Source organism: Bacillus sp. BF2-3 (genome assembly GCF_008368795.1).
GTDB lineage: Bacteria > Bacillota > Bacilli > Bacillales > Bacillaceae_G > Bacillus_A > Bacillus_A cereus.
In genome coordinates, this window is record NZ_QOSA01000006.1 from 1 (window position 1) to 17,675 (window position 17,675).

Consider the following 17,675-nt stretch of genomic DNA (forward strand, 5'->3'; position numbering starts at 1 on the left):
ACTTGCGGCGATACTATATTGTTTTTTTTCGTTTGCGGAGAAATGATATTGTTAGGTTTCATTTTACTAATTTGAGGAGCAATTAACTCGCTTCCTTTTTTTATTACATCTGAAATTTTATATTCTTTTTTCGGTTTTATTGGTGGTTGTGGCGGCTGCGGTAATACATTTACCGAAAACTTCGTGTTTTCTTTTTCCGCCGGTTTTTGTTTTTCTATCACAGGTGGTTTTTGAATAACAGACGGTTTTTCAACTGGTTTTTCTTTTTGAATTGGCTGTTCTTTTTGCACCTCTTTTTGCGGTTTCACCTGTACTTCTTTTTGTGGCTTTACCTGCATCTCCTTCTGTGGTTTCACCTGTACTTCTTTTTGCGGCTTTACCTGCATCTCCTTTTGCGGTTTTACTTGCACTTCTTTTTGTGTTTGTTGCATAGCTGGCTGCTGTGTAATTGGTGCTGATTGATACGTAACTTCTTCTTCATCTTCTATTCCAAGCGGAGTTGGTGTTGCTGCAAATTCTTTTTGCTGCACTTCTTTTACGTATTGCTTTGGAGGCGCTGAACCTGCTCCAGCCTGTTGTTTCATGTGAACACTCTTGGATGGCACTTTAATTTTCATACCTGGCATAATTAAATCTGGATTACTAAGTTGTGTATTTGTTTTTTTCAACGTGTCAAAATCCACTCCGTACTTTTTCGCAATTTTCCAAAGGGTATCCCCTTTTTGCACGATATGAATTTTCAAATTTTCCCCCTCCTGTATAACTTATCTATAAGTAACAAATCTCATGAAGTAACTCTTTCTAAATAACATTAACTTCTTTTCACTTTTATCACTTCTTCGATTTTCAATATCATTCGAAGCGGAATAAGCATAAAGAACCACAATGATTTCTTCAAAACAATGTATGCCCATTTCGTTCTCGTTATGATTATATGTATGAAAAAAAGCAACAGGAATACCGTTGCTTTACACACGCTCTAACATACGATTTAATGCAAGAACCGCTTCTGCCGTTACTTGTTTGTCTACGCTAATAACGTTAATTTCTTCTCCTCTTTCTATCGTTTCAAGTGCCCATAATAAGTGAGGCAGATCAATTCGGTTCATCGTTAAGCACGGACACATAAATGGATTAAGTGAAACAATTTCTTTATCTGGATGTTGCTGAATAATTCGGTTCACTAAATTCATTTCTGTACCAATCGCCCATTTGCTACCAGATGGCGCTGATTCAATCATATCAATAATATATTTCGTTGAGCCTGCATAATCTGAAGCAGCTACAACTTCATAGCAACATTCTGGATGTACAATAATATTCATATCAGAATGATTTTTTCGTACGCTCTCAATGTTCTTCACTGTAAAATTTTGATGAACAGAACAATGCCCTTTCCATAAAATTACTTGAATTTCTTCTATATCCCCATCGTACTCTAATGAATCTGTGTGTGGGTCCCATACTGCCATTTTATCTAACGGGATACCTAAATCGTACGCTGTATTTCTCCCTAAATGTTGGTCTGGTAAAAAGACGAGACGTTCTTTTTGAGTAAACGCCCAAGATACCATTTGCTTTGCATTAGAAGATGTTACTGTTGCTCCTCCGTTACGACCACAAAACGCTTTAATTGCAGCTGTAGAGTTCACATATGTTAACGGAATCATCGTATCTCCAAATAATTTCGTGAGCTCTTTCCATGCTCTTTCTGTTTGTTCAATATCTGCCATATCCGCCATCGAACAACCTGCACGCATATCTGGTAAGATGACAACTTGATCATCTGTCGTTAACATATCTGCTGTTTCCGCCATAAAGTGCACCCCGCAAAACACAATATATTTTGCGTCTTTATTGCTCGCTGCAACTTGCGCAAGCTGAAGTGAATCCCCTACTGCATCTGAAAATTGTACCACTTCATCTTTTTGATAATGATGCCCTGGAATGAATAACATTTTCCCCATTTTCTCTTTAATTTCACGAACACGCTTTTCCATATCTTCCGTTGACATCGTGTAATAACGCTCTGGTAACATCGTTTCAATTGGCTGTACTTGTTCTAAAATACTCATATACGTTTCTCCCCTCTAAGCCACTTTCCTTATCCTTCAATATTGAAACTAATATCAAGTGCTTTCACTGAATGTGTTAACGCTCCAAGTGAAATATAATCTACTCCTGTTTTTCCGTATTTCGGTAAATCTTCAATTGTGATGCCCCCTGAAGCTTCTGTAACGATAGCACTTGGTACAATTTTTGAAAACTCCCGGATTTCATCTGGCGTACGATTATCGAACATAATAATATCAGCACCAGCAGCAACAGCCTCTCTCACCTGTTCCTCATTTTCTGTTTCTACTTCTACTTTCACCATATGTCCTAACTTCTCTTTCACTGATGTAACAGCTTTTGTAATAGAACCAGCAAACGCAATATGATTGTCTTTAATCATGACACCATCATATAAACCGAAGCGATGATTAAATCCACCGCCGCACACGACTGCATGCTTATCAAACATACGTAGTCCTGGCATCGTTTTTCGCGTATCACAAATGCGAGTATGACTGCTATCTAAAGCAAGAACCGCTTTACGCGTCATCGTCGCTATTCCGCTCATACGCTGAATAACATTTAATATAACGCGCTCTGCTGTTAATAACGATGCAATTGGACCTTGCACAGTTGCAATGATTTCGCCTTTTTCTACAAGGTCCCCATCTTTTTTATGAAGCTCTACTTCAATTCTCTCATCAATTAATTTAAATCCTGATTCAATTACTAAACGTCCTGCAAAGACCCCTGTATCCTTCGCAAGAAATGTTCCTTTCGAAAGCAAGTTATCTGGAAAAATAAGCTGAGATGTTACATCTCTTTCCCCTATATCTTCTAAAAAAAATCGATTTAATGCTTCTTTAACTTTTATCGTGTTCATAAAGCCCCTCTTCCCCTCATCACACAAGTTGTCGTTTTCTCTTTACTCGAACAATCTCTTTCTTTCCTATATTTCTATCTGGATAATCACTCCGGTAATGCCCGCCAATACTTTCTTCTCTTTGCAAGGCTGACACAACTATAAGCTCACAAACCGTTAACATATTAATAAGCGTTATCTCTTCATTCGTAAGAACATCATGTTGTAATATCATATTTCGAACACCATACTTACTAAGCCATCTCTTCGCATAAGATAAACTTTGCTCTGTTCGCACAATCCCAACATATTTCATCATGCATTTTTGTATTTCTTCTTTCGTCGGTAAATGATTCAGAACGATAAACTTTGCTTCCTTTTCGGCTAGCATGTTCACCTTTTCTTTTGTCTCTCTAGATAAAATGTGTCGTCCGATTCTTTTTCCAAACACAAGACCTTCTAATAATGAATTACTCGCTAATCTATTTGCACCATGAACCCCGTTACAAGCTACTTCACCGACTGCGTATAAGTTCGGAATAGACGTCTCTCCATCACAGTTCGTTTTCACGCCGCCCATGTGAAAATGAGTACCAGGCACGACTGGAATAAGTTTTTTATTTATATCGACTCCATTTGTTTTACATATCGATGACACGGTCGGAAAGCGTTGTTCAAAGTTTTGAATCATTTCGATGTTTAAGTACACTTTTTCACCCGCAAGTAGCTGTTCATGAATAGCCCTTGCGACTACATCACGAGGCGCTAAATCCTGTTCGGAATGTATATCCATCATAAAGCGCTGCCCTTTTCCATTTACAAGGACAGCTCCTTCTCCGCGAACAGCTTCGGACACAAGACCAGAACAACGCCCACCCGCGTATAACATCGTCGGATGAAATTGTATAAACTCTAAATCTACAAGCTCTCCGCCTGCACGGTACACCATTGCAAGTCCATCGCCTGTAATCGTCTCATCATTAGAAGTAAAGGCGTATAAACCGCCAATACCGCCTGAAGCTAACACCGTATAATCTGCATTGTAACGTTTCAATTCTCCTTTATTGTTGCGAGTTAAAGCCCCAACACATTTATCTTTTTCTATAATAAAATCGAGCACCATTTCCTGTTCCACTACCGTAACGTATGGAGCTACTTCTTGAATAAGATGCTCTAATAAATTCTTTCCTGTTGCATCGCCACCTGCATGTAAAATACGACGTTTTCGATGCGCTCCTTCTTTTCCAAGATGAGGACCTGTTTCATCTCCATCAAATTTCATTCCATTTTCAATAAGGTTATTAATTTCTTTCGGTCCTTCCTCGACTAAATAACGGACCACTTCTTCATTGTTATAATGACACCCTGCTACTAGCGTATCTTCAAAATGATCATTAGGATTGTCGTATGTAGCTACCGCTGCGGCAATTCCACCTTGGGCTAAATGTGTATTATTATTACGTTCCGTCTCCTTTGTGATAATAATCACATTCTTTTCGTGACAAATCTCTTTTGCAACACGAAGTGCCGCAACGCCACTTCCAATAATTAAGACATCTGCGCTTGGCATAATTGTTGCCTCCTACTTTACACTTTTCAACTGTCTTGACACCTATATTTACATAGTTTTAAAATAATGACAAGAGTTTTTTTATAATTCTTATTTTCACTACCATTTAAAAAGTAAAAGAAATGTAACTCTTACTAGAGAGAGGAACTTACATGATGATATATCTTGACTATGCAGCTACTACACCTATGAGCGAGGAAGCGTTACAAACATATATGAAAGCAGCATCGCAATACTTCGGAAATGAACAAAGTTTACATGATATTGGAGGAACGGCTTCTTCTTTATTACAAGTTTGCCGAAAAACATTTGCGGAAATGATTGGAGGCAAAGAACAAGGAGTATTTTTCACAAGCGGTGGATCGGAATCGAACTATCTTGCGATTCAATCACTTCTAAATGCCCGAAATAAGAAGCATATTATTACGACACCTATGGAACATGCATCCATTCGAAGTTATTTTCAATCTCTAAAATCAAAAGGCTATACGATCACTGAAATTCCTGTTGATAAAAATGGACTCATTTGTTTAGTAGATTTAGAGGCAGCTATTACGGAAGATACTGTGCTAGCAAGTATACAGCATGGAAACTCTGAAATCGGAACCGTTCAAAACATTACAGAAATCGGGGCACTTTTAAAAAAATATAATGTTTTATTTCATACGGATTGTGTGCAAACGTTTGGTAAACTGCCTATCCATGTTTTTGAGATGGGGATTGATAGTCTTTCTGTTTCAGCACATAAAATATACGGACCAAAAGGTGTCGGCGCTTGCTACATAAATCCGCAAACTCGCTGGGAACAAGTATTTCCAGGAACTTCTCACGAAAAAGGATTTCGCCCAGGTACAGTGAACGTTCCCGGCATCGCATCTTTTTTAACAGCTGCTGAAAATATATTAAAAACTCAATGGGAAGAAAGTTTACGTTTTAAAGAGTTACGATCCTACTTTTTAGAGCAAATACAAACACTTCCGCTAGAAATTGAAGTAGAAGGTCATTCTACTTCTTGTTTACCACATATTGTTGGGGTTACAATAAAAGGAATAGAAGGTCAATATACTATGCTAGAATGTAATCGCCATGGTATCGCCATTTCCACCGGAAGTGCTTGCCAAGTCGGTAAACAAGAACCTTCGAAAACTATGCTTGCAATTGGAAAAACGTATGAAGAGGCAAAACAATATGTCCGCTTCTCTTTCGGACAACAAACAACGAAAGATCAAATTGATACTACTATTCATGCACTACACACAATTGGAAATCAATTTTATAGAGGTGTTAAATCATAATGAAACAAAATGAACAAAAAAAGATTTTAGGTGAAGAAAGACGACAACTTATCCTCCAGTGGCTTCTTGCTGCAAATGAACCGTTATCGGGGAATGAACTATCGAAAAAGACGAACGTAAGTAGACAAGTTATCGTGCAAGATATTTCCTTGCTTAAAGCACGAAACGAACCAATTATTGCGACTGCTCAAGGTTATTTATATTTAAAGCCACAAGAGAAGCAACAAACTTTTGAACGCGTAATCGTATGCCAACATAAACCAGCAGAAGTACGTCAGGAACTTACAATGCTTGTTGACCATGGCGTTACGATTAAAGACGTAAAAGTTGAGCATCCTGTATACGGTGACTTAACAGCCTCCATTATGGTAAGCAATCGCTTTGATGTAGAGCAATATTTACAAAAAATCGAAAACACAAATGCTTCCTATCTTTCACAACTAACAGATGGTATTCACTTACATACAATCGAGGCAGATTCTAAAGAAAAATTAGATGCTGCTTGTGAGGCGTTAGATAAAGCAGGATTTCTCGTTTATTAATGTAAAGCACAGAGTTTTTATCATTCTCTGTGCTTTTTTAATGCTATAATATTGTAATCAATCGTAAAGGAGATCAAATATGGGAATTGAACTCGTTCACTTTAGCATTGGCAAACCGAAACAAATGAAATATGGCGAAGATAAAGAAATGATAACAGGTATATGTAAAGATCCTACAGAAGAGGCCTTTCTCTCAAAAGACGGATTTCGTGGTGATGACGTAGCGGATTTAAAACATCACGGCGGACCTGATCGCGCTGTTTGTGTGTACCCACACGAGCATTACGCACTATGGGAAGAGGAATTTCAAACTACGCTTCCCGCTTCCACATTTGGTGAAAACATTACCGTAACAAATATGTTAGAGCATGACGTATGCATCGGAGATACATATCAACTAGGCGAAGCAATCATTCAAGTAACGCAAGCTCGCGTACCTTGTAGCACAATTTCAAAACGTCTTGGCATCCCTGGCATACTGCCGCGTATTGTAGCAACTGGATTTACTGGCTACCTATGCCGCGTTCTTCAAGAAGGTACTGTACGTAAAGATTCAAAAATTACATTACTAGAACGTCCATCAAGCAATGTTTCTGTTTTATTCTCTAACGAAATTTATTTTCATAATAGAAAAGATAAAGATGGCATCGAGAAGATTCTTGCTGTTCCAGAACTAGCTGATATTTGGCGTGGTCAATTAGAAGATCGTCTTGCGAAGTTAAAATAAAGTGAAACTTTAATCAGCCCTCACCAATCGGGCTGCCCGGCAAATAGCGGGATAAAGAATCCCACCTTTTGCAGGTGGGATTTTATTAATCTATCAAAAAATATACTAGGCAATGAAATGATATGGACGATTAGGCAAATACAAATATTCCATCTACATCTTACAACCAATAAGAAGAATAACTCCCCAGTACAGTAACAGAAAAACCGAGTGCTTCAAGTTCCATCGTTACGCCTGGCAATAATACGTCATCGTATGCTTTATCGACATCGATTAAGAAAAAATAATTTCCAAGACCTGTTTTCATCGGACGCGATTCGATTTTTGATAAGTTTAATTTTCTCCATGCGAAAGCTGATAACACTTGATATAGGGCACCTGCATAATCTGCAGGTAACGTTATCATAAGCGTCGTTTTCTCTCCGCGGTTCTCTCCGTTATTCGGGAGTACTGCTTTCTTTTTCTTATGGAGTACTAAGAAACGTGTGTGATTATTTTTATGCGTATGAATACTACGTCTCACAATTGTTAATCCGTATTTTTCTGCAGCCGCTTCATTTGCAATAGCGGCAATTTTCTCTTCAGGATGTTCTTTCACATATTGTGCAGCAGCACTTGTAGATGTCATATCTCGAACAGTTACTCCTTTTAATTCTTCATTTAAAAATTTATGGCACTGTGCAATGGCATGCGGATGAGAATGCACTGCATATACTTCTTCCCACACTTCTGCATACTGCGGATGTACAAGTAAATGCTGCTGAATTGGTACTGTAATTTCTCCTACAATGGAAAGCGGCTGCTCATGTACAAGGTAATCAACCGTTATATTCACTGAACCTTCTATTGCATTTTCTAACGGTACAACTGCGAAGTCTACATTTTCATTTGCAGCTGCATCTATACAATCTGGAATCGTTCGATACGGTACATGCTCTGCTTCCGGAAAAAAACGACTCACCGCCATATTTGTAAATGTTGCTTCTGGTCCTAAATATCCTACTCGAATCATCGTCTTTTCCCCTCTTTTTCGTTTTCTTACTGTTATACCATACTTTTTTATATTCTTCTATGTAAATTTCGAATATTTAAAAAAGACTAGCATTCGCTAGTCTAAATGTTTCTTATACTCTCTTTGAGCGAAGAAGAAATAAATGATACATGCTGCGATATAAAACAGAATGAACAAACCTACTTTTCTGAATGATCCATCCATAAAAAGCGTATTATGAAACGTATATAATGCAACTGCACTATGCATACTCCCTACTATAATTGGCGCAAAAAATAGCATACATAATTGCCAACGAGAAATTTTCCATACTTCTTCCTTCGTCATTCCAAGTTTAGAGAGTGCACCATACTGCTTTCGGTCCGATGCAATATTATGGAACCATTTAAAATACACGATACTACATGAAGTGAGAAAGAATAATATACTAATAAATGAGCCTACAAATAGAGTAATATCGCCGCCTTCTTTCATATTTACATACAACTCCATATTGCTTCGAAATGCATTATTATTATCTTGTTTTATATGTCTCCGTAAATCTTCATTTAATTTCTTCGTCTTTTCGATATTTGATAATGTGTAGCCTCTATATATCATTTTTTCAGAATCAGGAACCTGATTTGCTATACTGTCAAAATCTTCATCATTCATAACGAAGAACAGACCATTAATGTACGAAGGGTGATGGTTAAATTGAACCCCTTCTTTCTGACCGTTAAATACGAATTGATATGGTTGATTCATTACTTGCAATTGAATCTCTTTTTGATTATATACATTCGAATTATTGTATTTATTATAATAAACGAGTGTCACTGTACCTTTTTTAGGACGATACGTTTTCTGTCTTTGTTTCCTTGCTTCTTGGTTATATTCACTTTCTTTTATAAGCGGTACTATTGTTGTTTCTCCCTTATTAGACTGAAAGGATGCATAAACTCCAACAAAACTCATATATTGAAAATCATCATACTCATATTGATGCAGTAATTTTTCAACCGCACCTTCCTCAAAGACTTCATGAGTAGAAATACCTTTTTCTATGTACGAAAACGAGTGTACCCCTCCAGTTCGCCACATATCTTGCATGCTAGAAAAATATAAGAACACCGTACCTGTTGCTGTAACTACAAACGTCGTTGCCATAGACATCAGAAAGAAAAAGCGACCATTTTCCTTCATTCGATGTGACAATTGATTCACTATAAATAAATACGGATATGTATACATAATCTTTTTATTTCGCTTTATCATTTCTAACACTTGGGTAGCTCCATGTGTAAAAGAAAAGTACGTTCCAAAAAAGACAAGTATAGACACAGGGAAAAAGTATATTGCTATCGTAGTCATCGTCACTTGTAGCGCCAACGCATACCCGCCCACTAAACAAGCAAAACCAAATAAACAAAGCCACTTTGATGTTTTCTTCTCTTTTTTATCTGTTCGAAATTCTTTCAATAACCGAATGATTTTTATATTCCATATACGTAAAGCACTTATAAAAGATAACAAAATAAAAACGACCATATATGTAATAAATGTTACACCAATCGCCCTTACGTCAAATATCACAGGGAGTTCTTTCGGAAGCCCCAGTAACATACTAAATACCATGAAGAAGAGCTTTAAAAAGATCAAGCCCAGCCCTATACCGAAAATATTAGCAAAAATTCCAATTAATATTTGCTCGGTCATAATTACTCCTATTACGTTAGACTTCGTTGCTCCCATTAACATATATAACCCTAATTCTTTCTTACGTGCTTCTATGAAAATAGAAGTAGAGTACAAAATAAATATGACGAAAAAAGAAATGATTATAACATTACATATGATAAGTCCCCAACGTACGTTTTGATACCACATCGTCTCTTGCATATACGGATGCACAATGACAGACATATATGCGTAAGAAGCAAATATTGCAAAACAACTACTTAAGAAAAACACTTTATAATTACGCCAATTTCCTTTTATATTTTGCAGCGCTAGTTGCCAAATGTTCATCTATCGTCCTCCTGTAACTTACTACATAGGCAAAAAGCTAGAGGTTCCCCTAGCTTTTTACGTGTTTTAAATATCCTCTTTGCGCGATCATAAAGTAAATGGCAGAAGCTAAAATGTATGCTCCAATGACAAGCGCACCTGATTTCCATAAATCAATATAAAGCATTTTCCCTAACGTATGAAGAGCAACTCCACTATGAATGGAACCGATTAAAATTGGGATAAAGAAGATAACTCCCATTTGTCGAATCGCAATTTTGCGAATTTCTTTATCTGTCATACCGATTCTCTTTAACGATTTAAATTGAATACGATCTTGTTCTTTATCGTTAAACCATTTAAAGTATGTCATACTACAAGCGAAGAAGAAGAACAGTACCGCTACGAAGAAACCGATGAACATTGTAATTGCTCCACCTTCTCTTATATCCTTATACGCAAACACTGAATTTCTCAATTCTCCTTGCTTTTCTGGTGCAATTTCATTTTTCAAATCTAATACAAGATTTTCTGTATTTTTCCAATCCTCGATATAATAACCGTAATATTTCGTCTTTTCTTCATCTGGTACGAGTTTTGCATATTTCTCAAAATCTTGATCATTTACAATAAGATATTCACTATCATTAAAAACAGAATACTGCGTTGGATTATTTAATTGAACAGACTGCTTTTGCCCGTTAATTGTAAATTCATACGGTTTCGTACGATCTATCTTCATCAGTTCATTCGACATATCAACCATAACCATCGTTGCACTACCTGGTGCATTATGAACTTCTGTAGGTTGCTCTCTCTTTTGTTTGCGCACTTCTGCATTATATTCTTTTTCTGAAATAATCGTCATCGGTACTTCATGTTCACTATTAAACAACGTTATTTTCTGTGTTGCCGGTAGTTTAACGTAGGTTACTTTTCGCGCATCTTCAAACCCGTGTCTCTTCACAAGCTCCTGTACCTTTTCTTCATTAATAAGATTATGCGTATTTAACCCCTTTTCCTCATATGAAATAGCATGTGGTGTAAGTTCTACCGTTTTCGCACTCATATTTTCAAAATATACGTACAGTGTACCTACTGCTGAAGATACTACCGCCGTAATAATAGAAATTACAAATAGAAAACGAGCATTATCTTTCATTTTATAAATAAGATTGCTAAGAACAAACATATTTGGATACGTATAGAAAGATTGCTTTCTTTTTTGTAATGCTTTTAATACAACTGTACTACCTTGTGTAAATAATAAATACGTTCCGCCAATTGTCAGTCCTACCACCGGTAAAAAGAGGATGAGGAAATTCAGAAACGTTACTTGGAAGCTAAGTACATATGCAGCAATAATACATCCTATACCAACTACACATAACCATGTAAATGCAAACGGCTCTACTTTTTGCTTTCTAGCTTCTCTTAATAAATCAATAATTTGCAAGCGTCCTACCGTCCAAACGCTAAACAATGATAGGATTAAAAATAGGATAAAGTATACGCCAGCTGTAATAAGAACTGCTTTACTATTCCAAACAAGTGGAAGTGTCTTATCTATTTTCAATAATACGCTTAACGCTTGGAAAAATAATTTTGAACAAAGCATTCCAACCCCAATACCAATTACAATTGCAATACTACCTAACATCAGTTGCTCTAATATAATCATTCGGCCGAGCTGCGATTTCGTTCCGCCTATTAATGTTAGTAGACCAAACTCTTTTTTTCTTGCTCGTAAAAACGTTGAATTTGCATATAAAATAAAGAGTGCCGAGAAGATGACCACAATATAATTCATCGATTCTAATCCTTTTGTGATCATCTTTCTCATACTAATATTACCGCTTACGACATCTGGATGATAAATAAAAGAAGCATACATGAAAAATACGACAATCGATAAACAACTACTTATAAGAAACGCTTTATAGTTACGCCAATTTCCTTTTACGTTATTAAGCGCGAGCTGGCGAAAGTTCATGATATTCTCCTCCTAGCATCGCAAGTACGTCCAGAATTTCTTGGAAAAAGGCTTGTTTCGTTCTTCCTTTATGTATTTCCGAGAAAATTTCCCCATCGCGTATGAAAAGGATACGTTCACAATAACTAGCCGCTACTGGATCGTGCGTAACCATTGCAATCGTTACTTTCTTTTGCTCATGTAAATCTTGCAGAGCGCCCATTAGCGATTTCGCTGACTTCGAATCTAAGTTTCCAGTTGGCTCATCTGCTAAAATTAACGTCGGTTCATGAATGATTGCTCTCGCTGCTGCTGCACGTTGTTGTTGTCCCCCAGATACTTCGTATACTTTTTTATTTAAAATTTCTTCGATGTTTAAAAACTTCGCAATTTCCAGTACTTTCGCATCGATTTCATTTACAGATTTCTTCGCCATTACAAGTGGTAAAATAATATTTTCTTTAATCGATAGCGTATCAAGTAAATTAAAATCTTGAAAGATGAACCCTAAATGTGTACGGCGAAACTCCGCTAATTTTGCAGCACGCATTTGATTAATTTCTTCACCATTTACAAGCACATGACCTGAAGTTTGCTTATCAATTGTTGCTAATAAATTTAAAAGCGTCGTTTTCCCGCTTCCTGAAGGACCCATAATCCCTACAAATTCGCCTTCTTCTATTTTAAAATTTATATCGTTTAAAGCAGTCGTCGCTACTGAACCTTTTGATTGGTACACCTTCGTTAATCCTTTTACTTCAAGAACACTCATTTCTAATCCCCCTACGTGTTTTCTTCTTACATTTACTATAAGAAAAATAAGAAAAAGAAACGAGTGATTTCCCTTACAAAACGTTTTGTTATCTTACAGTTTTGTCATTTTTCTCATCAATGTATGATATTCTTCATCTTTTGCAAATTGGAACGTGAATGTTGTCCCTTCTCCTTCAGCCGATTGAACATACATTCCATGATGTAAATTATCGCAAATTTCCTTCGTAATATATAAACCCATTCCAGTCGCTTCTCTCGTTTTACGGCCATTTACCCCCGTAAAGAATGGATCAAATATACGCTTTACATCTTGCTCTGGAATACCGATTCCATTGTCCTTAATATGTAATAACACCTTTTGGTCTTTCTCTTCAATTTGAAATTGAATTTCTTTTTTCTCTGCCGCTGAAATTTTTGTATACTTAATTGCATTTACAACAATTTGACCTATAGCAATACTTAGCCATTTTCTATCAGAGGCAACCATACAAGTATCTTCTTCAAACATCACTTTCGGAAATACAGACGATTGAATGAAGGATTTCCGATTTTCATTAATAATACCTCGCACGACATCTATAACATTTACTACTTCTACCTTATAATCTTTCGCAAACTGCTCTAGTCTTGCCATATGTAACGCTAAATCTAAACCATTTAGTATACGATTATTTTCTTCACGAATACTTTCAACTGTTGCTCTTGCCTCACGATGCTCTTTGCCAAACTTTTGCAGCAATAATTCAATAACAGATACTGGTGTTTTCATTTGGTGAATCCATTGGTTCATAAATATCATTTGCTGTTGCTCTTTCGCATGCTGTTTATGAACTTCATTCATATATTGCTGTCTTAATAACGTAAAAGATTCAACGACCATTTCTTGCTCTGATGTATAAGATTCATCAATAAGTAAAGAGTCATGTAATGTATTTCCACCAGTAACATACTTTTCGATCCTCTTTAAAAACACACTCCGTTTTCGGTAATCGTAAATGAGGTATACAGTAAACACAACTGTTCCTAATAAAAGTCCATATAACCATGTACTCCAATCAATGGATCGCTTTTCTAAAAGACTTTGCAACTGTAAAACGAGCCCAAATAAACAAAGGCTAACAATATAAGAAAGAATTAAAGAAAAGCGGTCCATGAGGTAAATTTTAACCTTCATGCCCTTCGCCCCACTCCGTAAGAAGCGCATAACCATATCCACGTTTCGTTACAATTGCATTTTTAATGCCTAACTCCTCTAGTTTCTTCCTTACACGTTTTACATTTACGGTTAATGTATTATCATCCACAAATGCTACTTCATCCCATAGAGCTTCTAACAGTTCTTCGCGCGTTACATATTGATTCACCTGTTTCATTAAACACTCTAATAAGTAAAACTCATTTTTTGTCAGTTCAGTTTGTTGTCCTTGCCACTCAACAATATGCTGAGACGGGAATAACAACAGTCCATTTACACCTAAACAATCACTCTCAGCAGCAGAAGCATACTCTCCGTAACCACGGCGAAGCGCACTCTTCACCTTTGCCATTACGATATCTAAATGGAATGGCTTCGTAATATAATCATCGCCGCCATTTTCAATCGCCATTACTTGGTCCATTTCTCCTGTTCTTGCAGAAACAAAAATAATTGGCGCATTCGATACAGTACGAATTTGACGACACCAATAAAAACCGTCAAAGTACGGTAAATTAATATCAAGTAACACGAGATGAGGATTCACTTTTACAAACTCATCTTTTATTTGACGTAAATCACTTGCTCTAAATGATTGATAGCCATATCTTTCTAAATGCTCTTCTAATATTCCCGCGATTTTCTCATCATCTTCTACAATTAATATTTTATACATGTTCGTTTTCTCCCCATAAAAAATTCTTCTAAAAACCACTCCCTTTTTATTATAAATTGAAAATTTAATTAGTGGGGATTTTTTCCTATATAAATCCGATTTTTACGATATAAAAAAAGACTGCCGTATTTCGGCAGTCTTAATCGATAAATTCAAATTCATATTCAAGAATTTTTACAATATCTCCGTCTTTTGCACCACGTGCACGAAGCGCTTCATCAATACCCATTCCGCGCATTTGACGAGCGAAACGACGTACAGATTCATCACGTGAGAAGTCTGTCATCTTGAATGTTTTCTCGATATCGTAACCAGAGATAACAAACGTGCCATCACTTTCACGTGTAATTTCAAATTTAACACCTTCAGTATCAAATTTGTACATTACACTTGTATCAGACTCATCCGCAACTTCATGTATTGGGAATTCTGGTGTTGTTTCTATTAAGTTCGCTACTTCAAACAGTAAGTCACGAACACCTTGTCTTGTTACAGCTGAGATTGGGAAGATTTTTACTTCGTCTCCCACTTTCTCTTTAAATGCTTGTAAGTTTTCTTCTGCATCTGGCATATCCATTTTGTTTGCAACAACAACTTGCGGACGCTCAGTTAAGCGAAGATTGTATTCTTTCAATTCATTATTAATCGTTACGTAATCTTCATATGGATCACGGCCTTCTAAACCAGACATATCAATAACATGCACAATTACACGTGTACGCTCAATATGACGTAAGAATTGGTGTCCAAGTCCGACGCCAGCATGTGCGCCTTCAATTAGTCCTGGAAGGTCAGCCATAACGAAGCTGCGGTTATCACCAGTTTCAACAACACCAAGATTCGGAACGATTGTTGTGAAGTGATACTCTGCAATTTTCGGACGCGCTGATGATACAACAGATAATAATGTAGATTTACCTACACTTGGGAATCCAACAAGTCCAACATCTGCTAGTACTTTAAGTTCTAGAATAACATCACGCTCTTGACCTGGTTCCCCGTTCTCAGCGATTTCTGGCGCTGGGTTCGTAGCTGTTGCGAAACGTGAGTTACCACGGCCACCACGGCCACCTTTTGCAATTACAGCAGTTTGTCCATGCGTTACTAAATCGGCAAGAATTTGACCAGTTTTTTCATCTTTTACTACTGTTCCTGGCGGAACCTTTACAAGTAAATCTTCAGATTTACGTCCGTGCTGACCTTTACTCATTCCGTGCTGACCGCGATCAGCTTTGAAATGACGTTGGTAGCGGAAGTCCATTAATGTACGTAAGCCTTCCTCAACTACGAAAACAACATCTGCACCTTTACCTCCGTCGCCACCTGCTGGGCCACCTTTTGGTACATACTTCTCACGACGATACGCAACCATACCATTACCACCGTCGCCGCCTTTTACATATATCTTGACCTGATCTACAAACATTATTTCACCACACTTTTTTCAATTGGTTGTAATATAACTGAGACTTCTTCGTCTCGCACTGTATAAGAAATGGAATACCATTTATTGTTTTGGGTCGCAAGCCAATTCTGTAGTTCTTCTACACTCGTTAGCTTACCACGAAAATCAAAAAAGAAACGAGCATTATCCGCGTCACATTCAATTGTGATACAAACATAATTTTCAACATATACGTCTAAACTATGCTGAAGCATCGAGAAAAATTGATTCGTCCATGTACATACAGTCTCATCTAAGTGAGATAAGTTATGTAATTTCCCTAATACTTCGTACTCCAATAAGCACGGCTGCTGTTTCCAATTATATGTTAAAATCCACTCTGAAAATAAAGGCATTGATAGCCCCATCAGATTGGATTCTTGTCTCGCTTCTTGGACAAAACGATCGATGAGACTATGAATTTCTTCCACTTTTCCAAGGGAAAGGTTTCCTTTCACCATCTGCATACGATTGAGCCAATCATGTCTTGAATGGCGCAATGCATCTATAATTGTCCATTTTTCATTCATTTAGATACCCCTTAATATAGAAAAACTCTAACCTGCACTCAGGTTAGAGTTTTCCGTGAGTTCTTATGCTTCTTGAGCAACAGGATATACGCTCACTTGTTTGCGGTCACGACCAAGACGCTCAAAGCGTACTACGCCGTCAACTTTCGCGTATAAAGTGTCATCGCCACCACGACCAACGTTAACACCTGGATAAATTTTTGTACCGCGTTGACGGTAAAGAATTGAACCACCTGTAACCGTTTGACCATCTGCGCGTTTAGCACCAAGACGTTTTGACTGAGAGTCACGACCGTTCTTTGTACTACCTACACCTTTCTTAGATGCGAAAAACTGAAGATCTAATCTTAACATACGTTACACCTCCTGCACTTTTTCTATTAAACGGATATACTTTCCGTAATCAAGTTCGATCGTCTTAAGCGAAACAACTAATCCTTCTAAAAGCGTTTGTGCTTTTTCTGCTGCATGAACGTCTAAATCATTAGGCAATTCATACGTTAAGAATCCGCCATCACTTCCGAGTTCAATAGTTGCTTGCACATTACAAAGTTCTTCCACTGCATTTATAGAACCAAACACAACCGCTGTAGTTCCAGCACAGACAAGGTCTTGTCCATGTGGCGCATAATCGGCATGTCCAGTCATTTTAAATGATTGGATACTTCCTAATTTCGTGCGACTTATCGTAATTTTAATCATGTTAACCAGAATTAAGCGTTGATAGCTTCAACAACTAGCTTAGTGTAAGGTTGACGATGACCTTGTTTCTTACGATTGTTCTTTTTCGCTTTGTATTTGAAAACGATGATTTTCTTAGCGCGACCTTGTTTTTCAACTTTCGCAGTAACTGTTGCACCTTCTACAACTGGGCTACCAACTTTAACGTTTTCGCCACCAACGAAAAGAACTTTGTCAAAAGTAACAGTTTCACCAGCTTCAACATCTAATTTTTCAATGTAGATTGCTTGACCAGCTTCAACTTTAATTTGTTTTCCACCTGTTTCGATAATTGCGTACATACTTGCACCT

17 protein-coding genes and 1 pseudogene are annotated in these 17,675 nt (G+C 37.1%); 3 read left to right on the plus strand and 15 right to left on the minus strand.

The features are described 5' to 3' along the window. The 4 genes and pseudogenes from exsA to nadB all read right to left on the minus strand — a co-directional run. A pseudogene (gene exsA, locus DN401_RS05645) lies at positions 1–743 on the minus strand (spore coat assembly protein ExsA); the annotation flags it as partial. Between the two features lie 225 nt (positions 744–968). Then, positions 969–2,075 (minus strand): quinolinate synthase NadA, encoded by a 1,107-nt coding sequence (gene nadA, locus DN401_RS05650; RefSeq protein ID WP_000025342.1) that lies wholly within the window; start codon positions 2,073–2,075, stop codon positions 969–971. Between the two features lie 29 nt (positions 2,076–2,104). Beyond that, entirely contained in the window at positions 2,105–2,938 is an 834-nt protein-coding gene (gene nadC / locus DN401_RS05655) for a carboxylating nicotinate-nucleotide diphosphorylase (RefSeq protein WP_001092226.1), read from the minus strand. 19 nt (positions 2,939–2,957) lie between these two features. Further along, entirely contained in the window at positions 2,958–4,487 is a 1,530-nt protein-coding gene (nadB, locus tag DN401_RS05660; RefSeq protein ID WP_100655102.1) for an L-aspartate oxidase, read from the minus strand. Positions 4,488–4,639: 152 nt separating this feature from the next. Between nadB and DN401_RS05665 the strand changes: the two genes are divergently transcribed. The 3 genes from DN401_RS05665 to DN401_RS05675 all read left to right on the plus strand — a co-directional run bounded on the left by DN401_RS05665 (position 4,640) and on the right by DN401_RS05675 (position 7,051). After that, a complete protein-coding gene (locus tag DN401_RS05665) occupies positions 4,640–5,782 on the plus strand; it encodes an IscS subfamily cysteine desulfurase (RefSeq protein ID WP_000973777.1) in 1,143 nt (380 codons plus the stop codon). Beyond that, positions 5,782–6,324, plus strand: coding sequence for a transcription repressor NadR (locus DN401_RS05670; RefSeq protein ID WP_000812275.1), 543 nt, complete (start codon positions 5,782–5,784; stop codon positions 6,322–6,324). Before DN401_RS05665 ends, DN401_RS05670 begins: the two co-directional genes overlap by 1 nt. Positions 6,325–6,403: 79 nt before the next feature. Further along, positions 6,404–7,051, plus strand: coding sequence for an MOSC domain-containing protein (locus DN401_RS05675; RefSeq protein WP_000510666.1), 648 nt, complete (start codon positions 6,404–6,406; stop codon positions 7,049–7,051). 160 nt (positions 7,052–7,211) lie between these two features. On the opposite strand, the gene pheA is transcribed toward DN401_RS05675, so the two are convergent. From pheA to rplU, 11 genes are all read right to left on the minus strand, one after another. After that, positions 7,212–8,063, minus strand: a complete 852-nt coding sequence (pheA, locus tag DN401_RS05680; RefSeq protein WP_000621705.1) for a prephenate dehydratase — start codon at positions 8,061–8,063, stop codon at positions 7,212–7,214. Positions 8,064–8,159: 96 nt separating this feature from the next. After that, entirely contained in the window at positions 8,160–10,073 is a 1,914-nt protein-coding gene (locus tag DN401_RS05685) for an ABC transporter permease (RefSeq protein ID WP_001028683.1), read from the minus strand. A gap of 49 nt (positions 10,074–10,122) precedes the next feature. Continuing rightward, a complete protein-coding gene (locus DN401_RS05690) occupies positions 10,123–12,045 on the minus strand; it encodes an ABC transporter permease (RefSeq protein ID WP_001011410.1) in 1,923 nt (640 codons plus the stop codon). After that, positions 12,020–12,796 carry an ABC transporter ATP-binding protein gene (locus DN401_RS05695; RefSeq protein ID WP_000114529.1) on the minus strand — a complete coding sequence of 259 codons (777 nt, stop codon included), beginning with the start codon at positions 12,794–12,796 and terminating at the stop codon, positions 12,020–12,022. The genes DN401_RS05690 and DN401_RS05695 overlap by 26 nt, the downstream gene beginning before the upstream one ends. Before the next feature lie 93 nt (positions 12,797–12,889). Beyond that, complete coding sequence (locus DN401_RS05700; RefSeq protein ID WP_000865181.1) at positions 12,890–13,972, minus strand: HAMP domain-containing histidine kinase; 1,083 nt, start codon at positions 13,970–13,972, stop codon at positions 12,890–12,892. After that, positions 13,962–14,669, minus strand: a complete 708-nt coding sequence (locus tag DN401_RS05705; protein WP_000276723.1) for a response regulator transcription factor — start codon at positions 14,667–14,669, stop codon at positions 13,962–13,964. The genes DN401_RS05700 and DN401_RS05705 overlap by 11 nt, the downstream gene beginning before the upstream one ends. Positions 14,670–14,808: 139 nt before the next feature. Beyond that, a complete protein-coding gene (gene obgE, locus DN401_RS05710; protein WP_000497128.1) occupies positions 14,809–16,095 on the minus strand; it encodes a GTPase ObgE in 1,287 nt (428 codons plus the stop codon). Further along, complete coding sequence (locus DN401_RS05715; RefSeq protein ID WP_001003584.1) at positions 16,095–16,643, minus strand: sporulation initiation phosphotransferase B; 549 nt, start codon at positions 16,641–16,643, stop codon at positions 16,095–16,097. Before DN401_RS05715 ends, obgE begins: the two co-directional genes overlap by 1 nt. 63 nt (positions 16,644–16,706) lie before the next feature. Next, on the minus strand, positions 16,707–16,997 hold the full coding sequence (rpmA, locus tag DN401_RS29725) for a 50S ribosomal protein L27 (protein ID WP_000944958.1): 291 nt from the start codon (positions 16,995–16,997) through the stop codon (positions 16,707–16,709). A gap of 3 nt (positions 16,998–17,000) precedes the next feature. Continuing rightward, complete coding sequence (locus tag DN401_RS29730; protein ID WP_001973720.1) at positions 17,001–17,345, minus strand: ribosomal-processing cysteine protease Prp; 345 nt, start codon at positions 17,343–17,345, stop codon at positions 17,001–17,003. An 11-nt stretch (positions 17,346–17,356) separates the two neighbouring features. Then, entirely contained in the window at positions 17,357–17,665 is a 309-nt protein-coding gene (gene rplU / locus DN401_RS05725) for a 50S ribosomal protein L21 (protein ID WP_000270907.1), read from the minus strand. Positions 17,666–17,675: the final 10 nt, after the last annotated feature.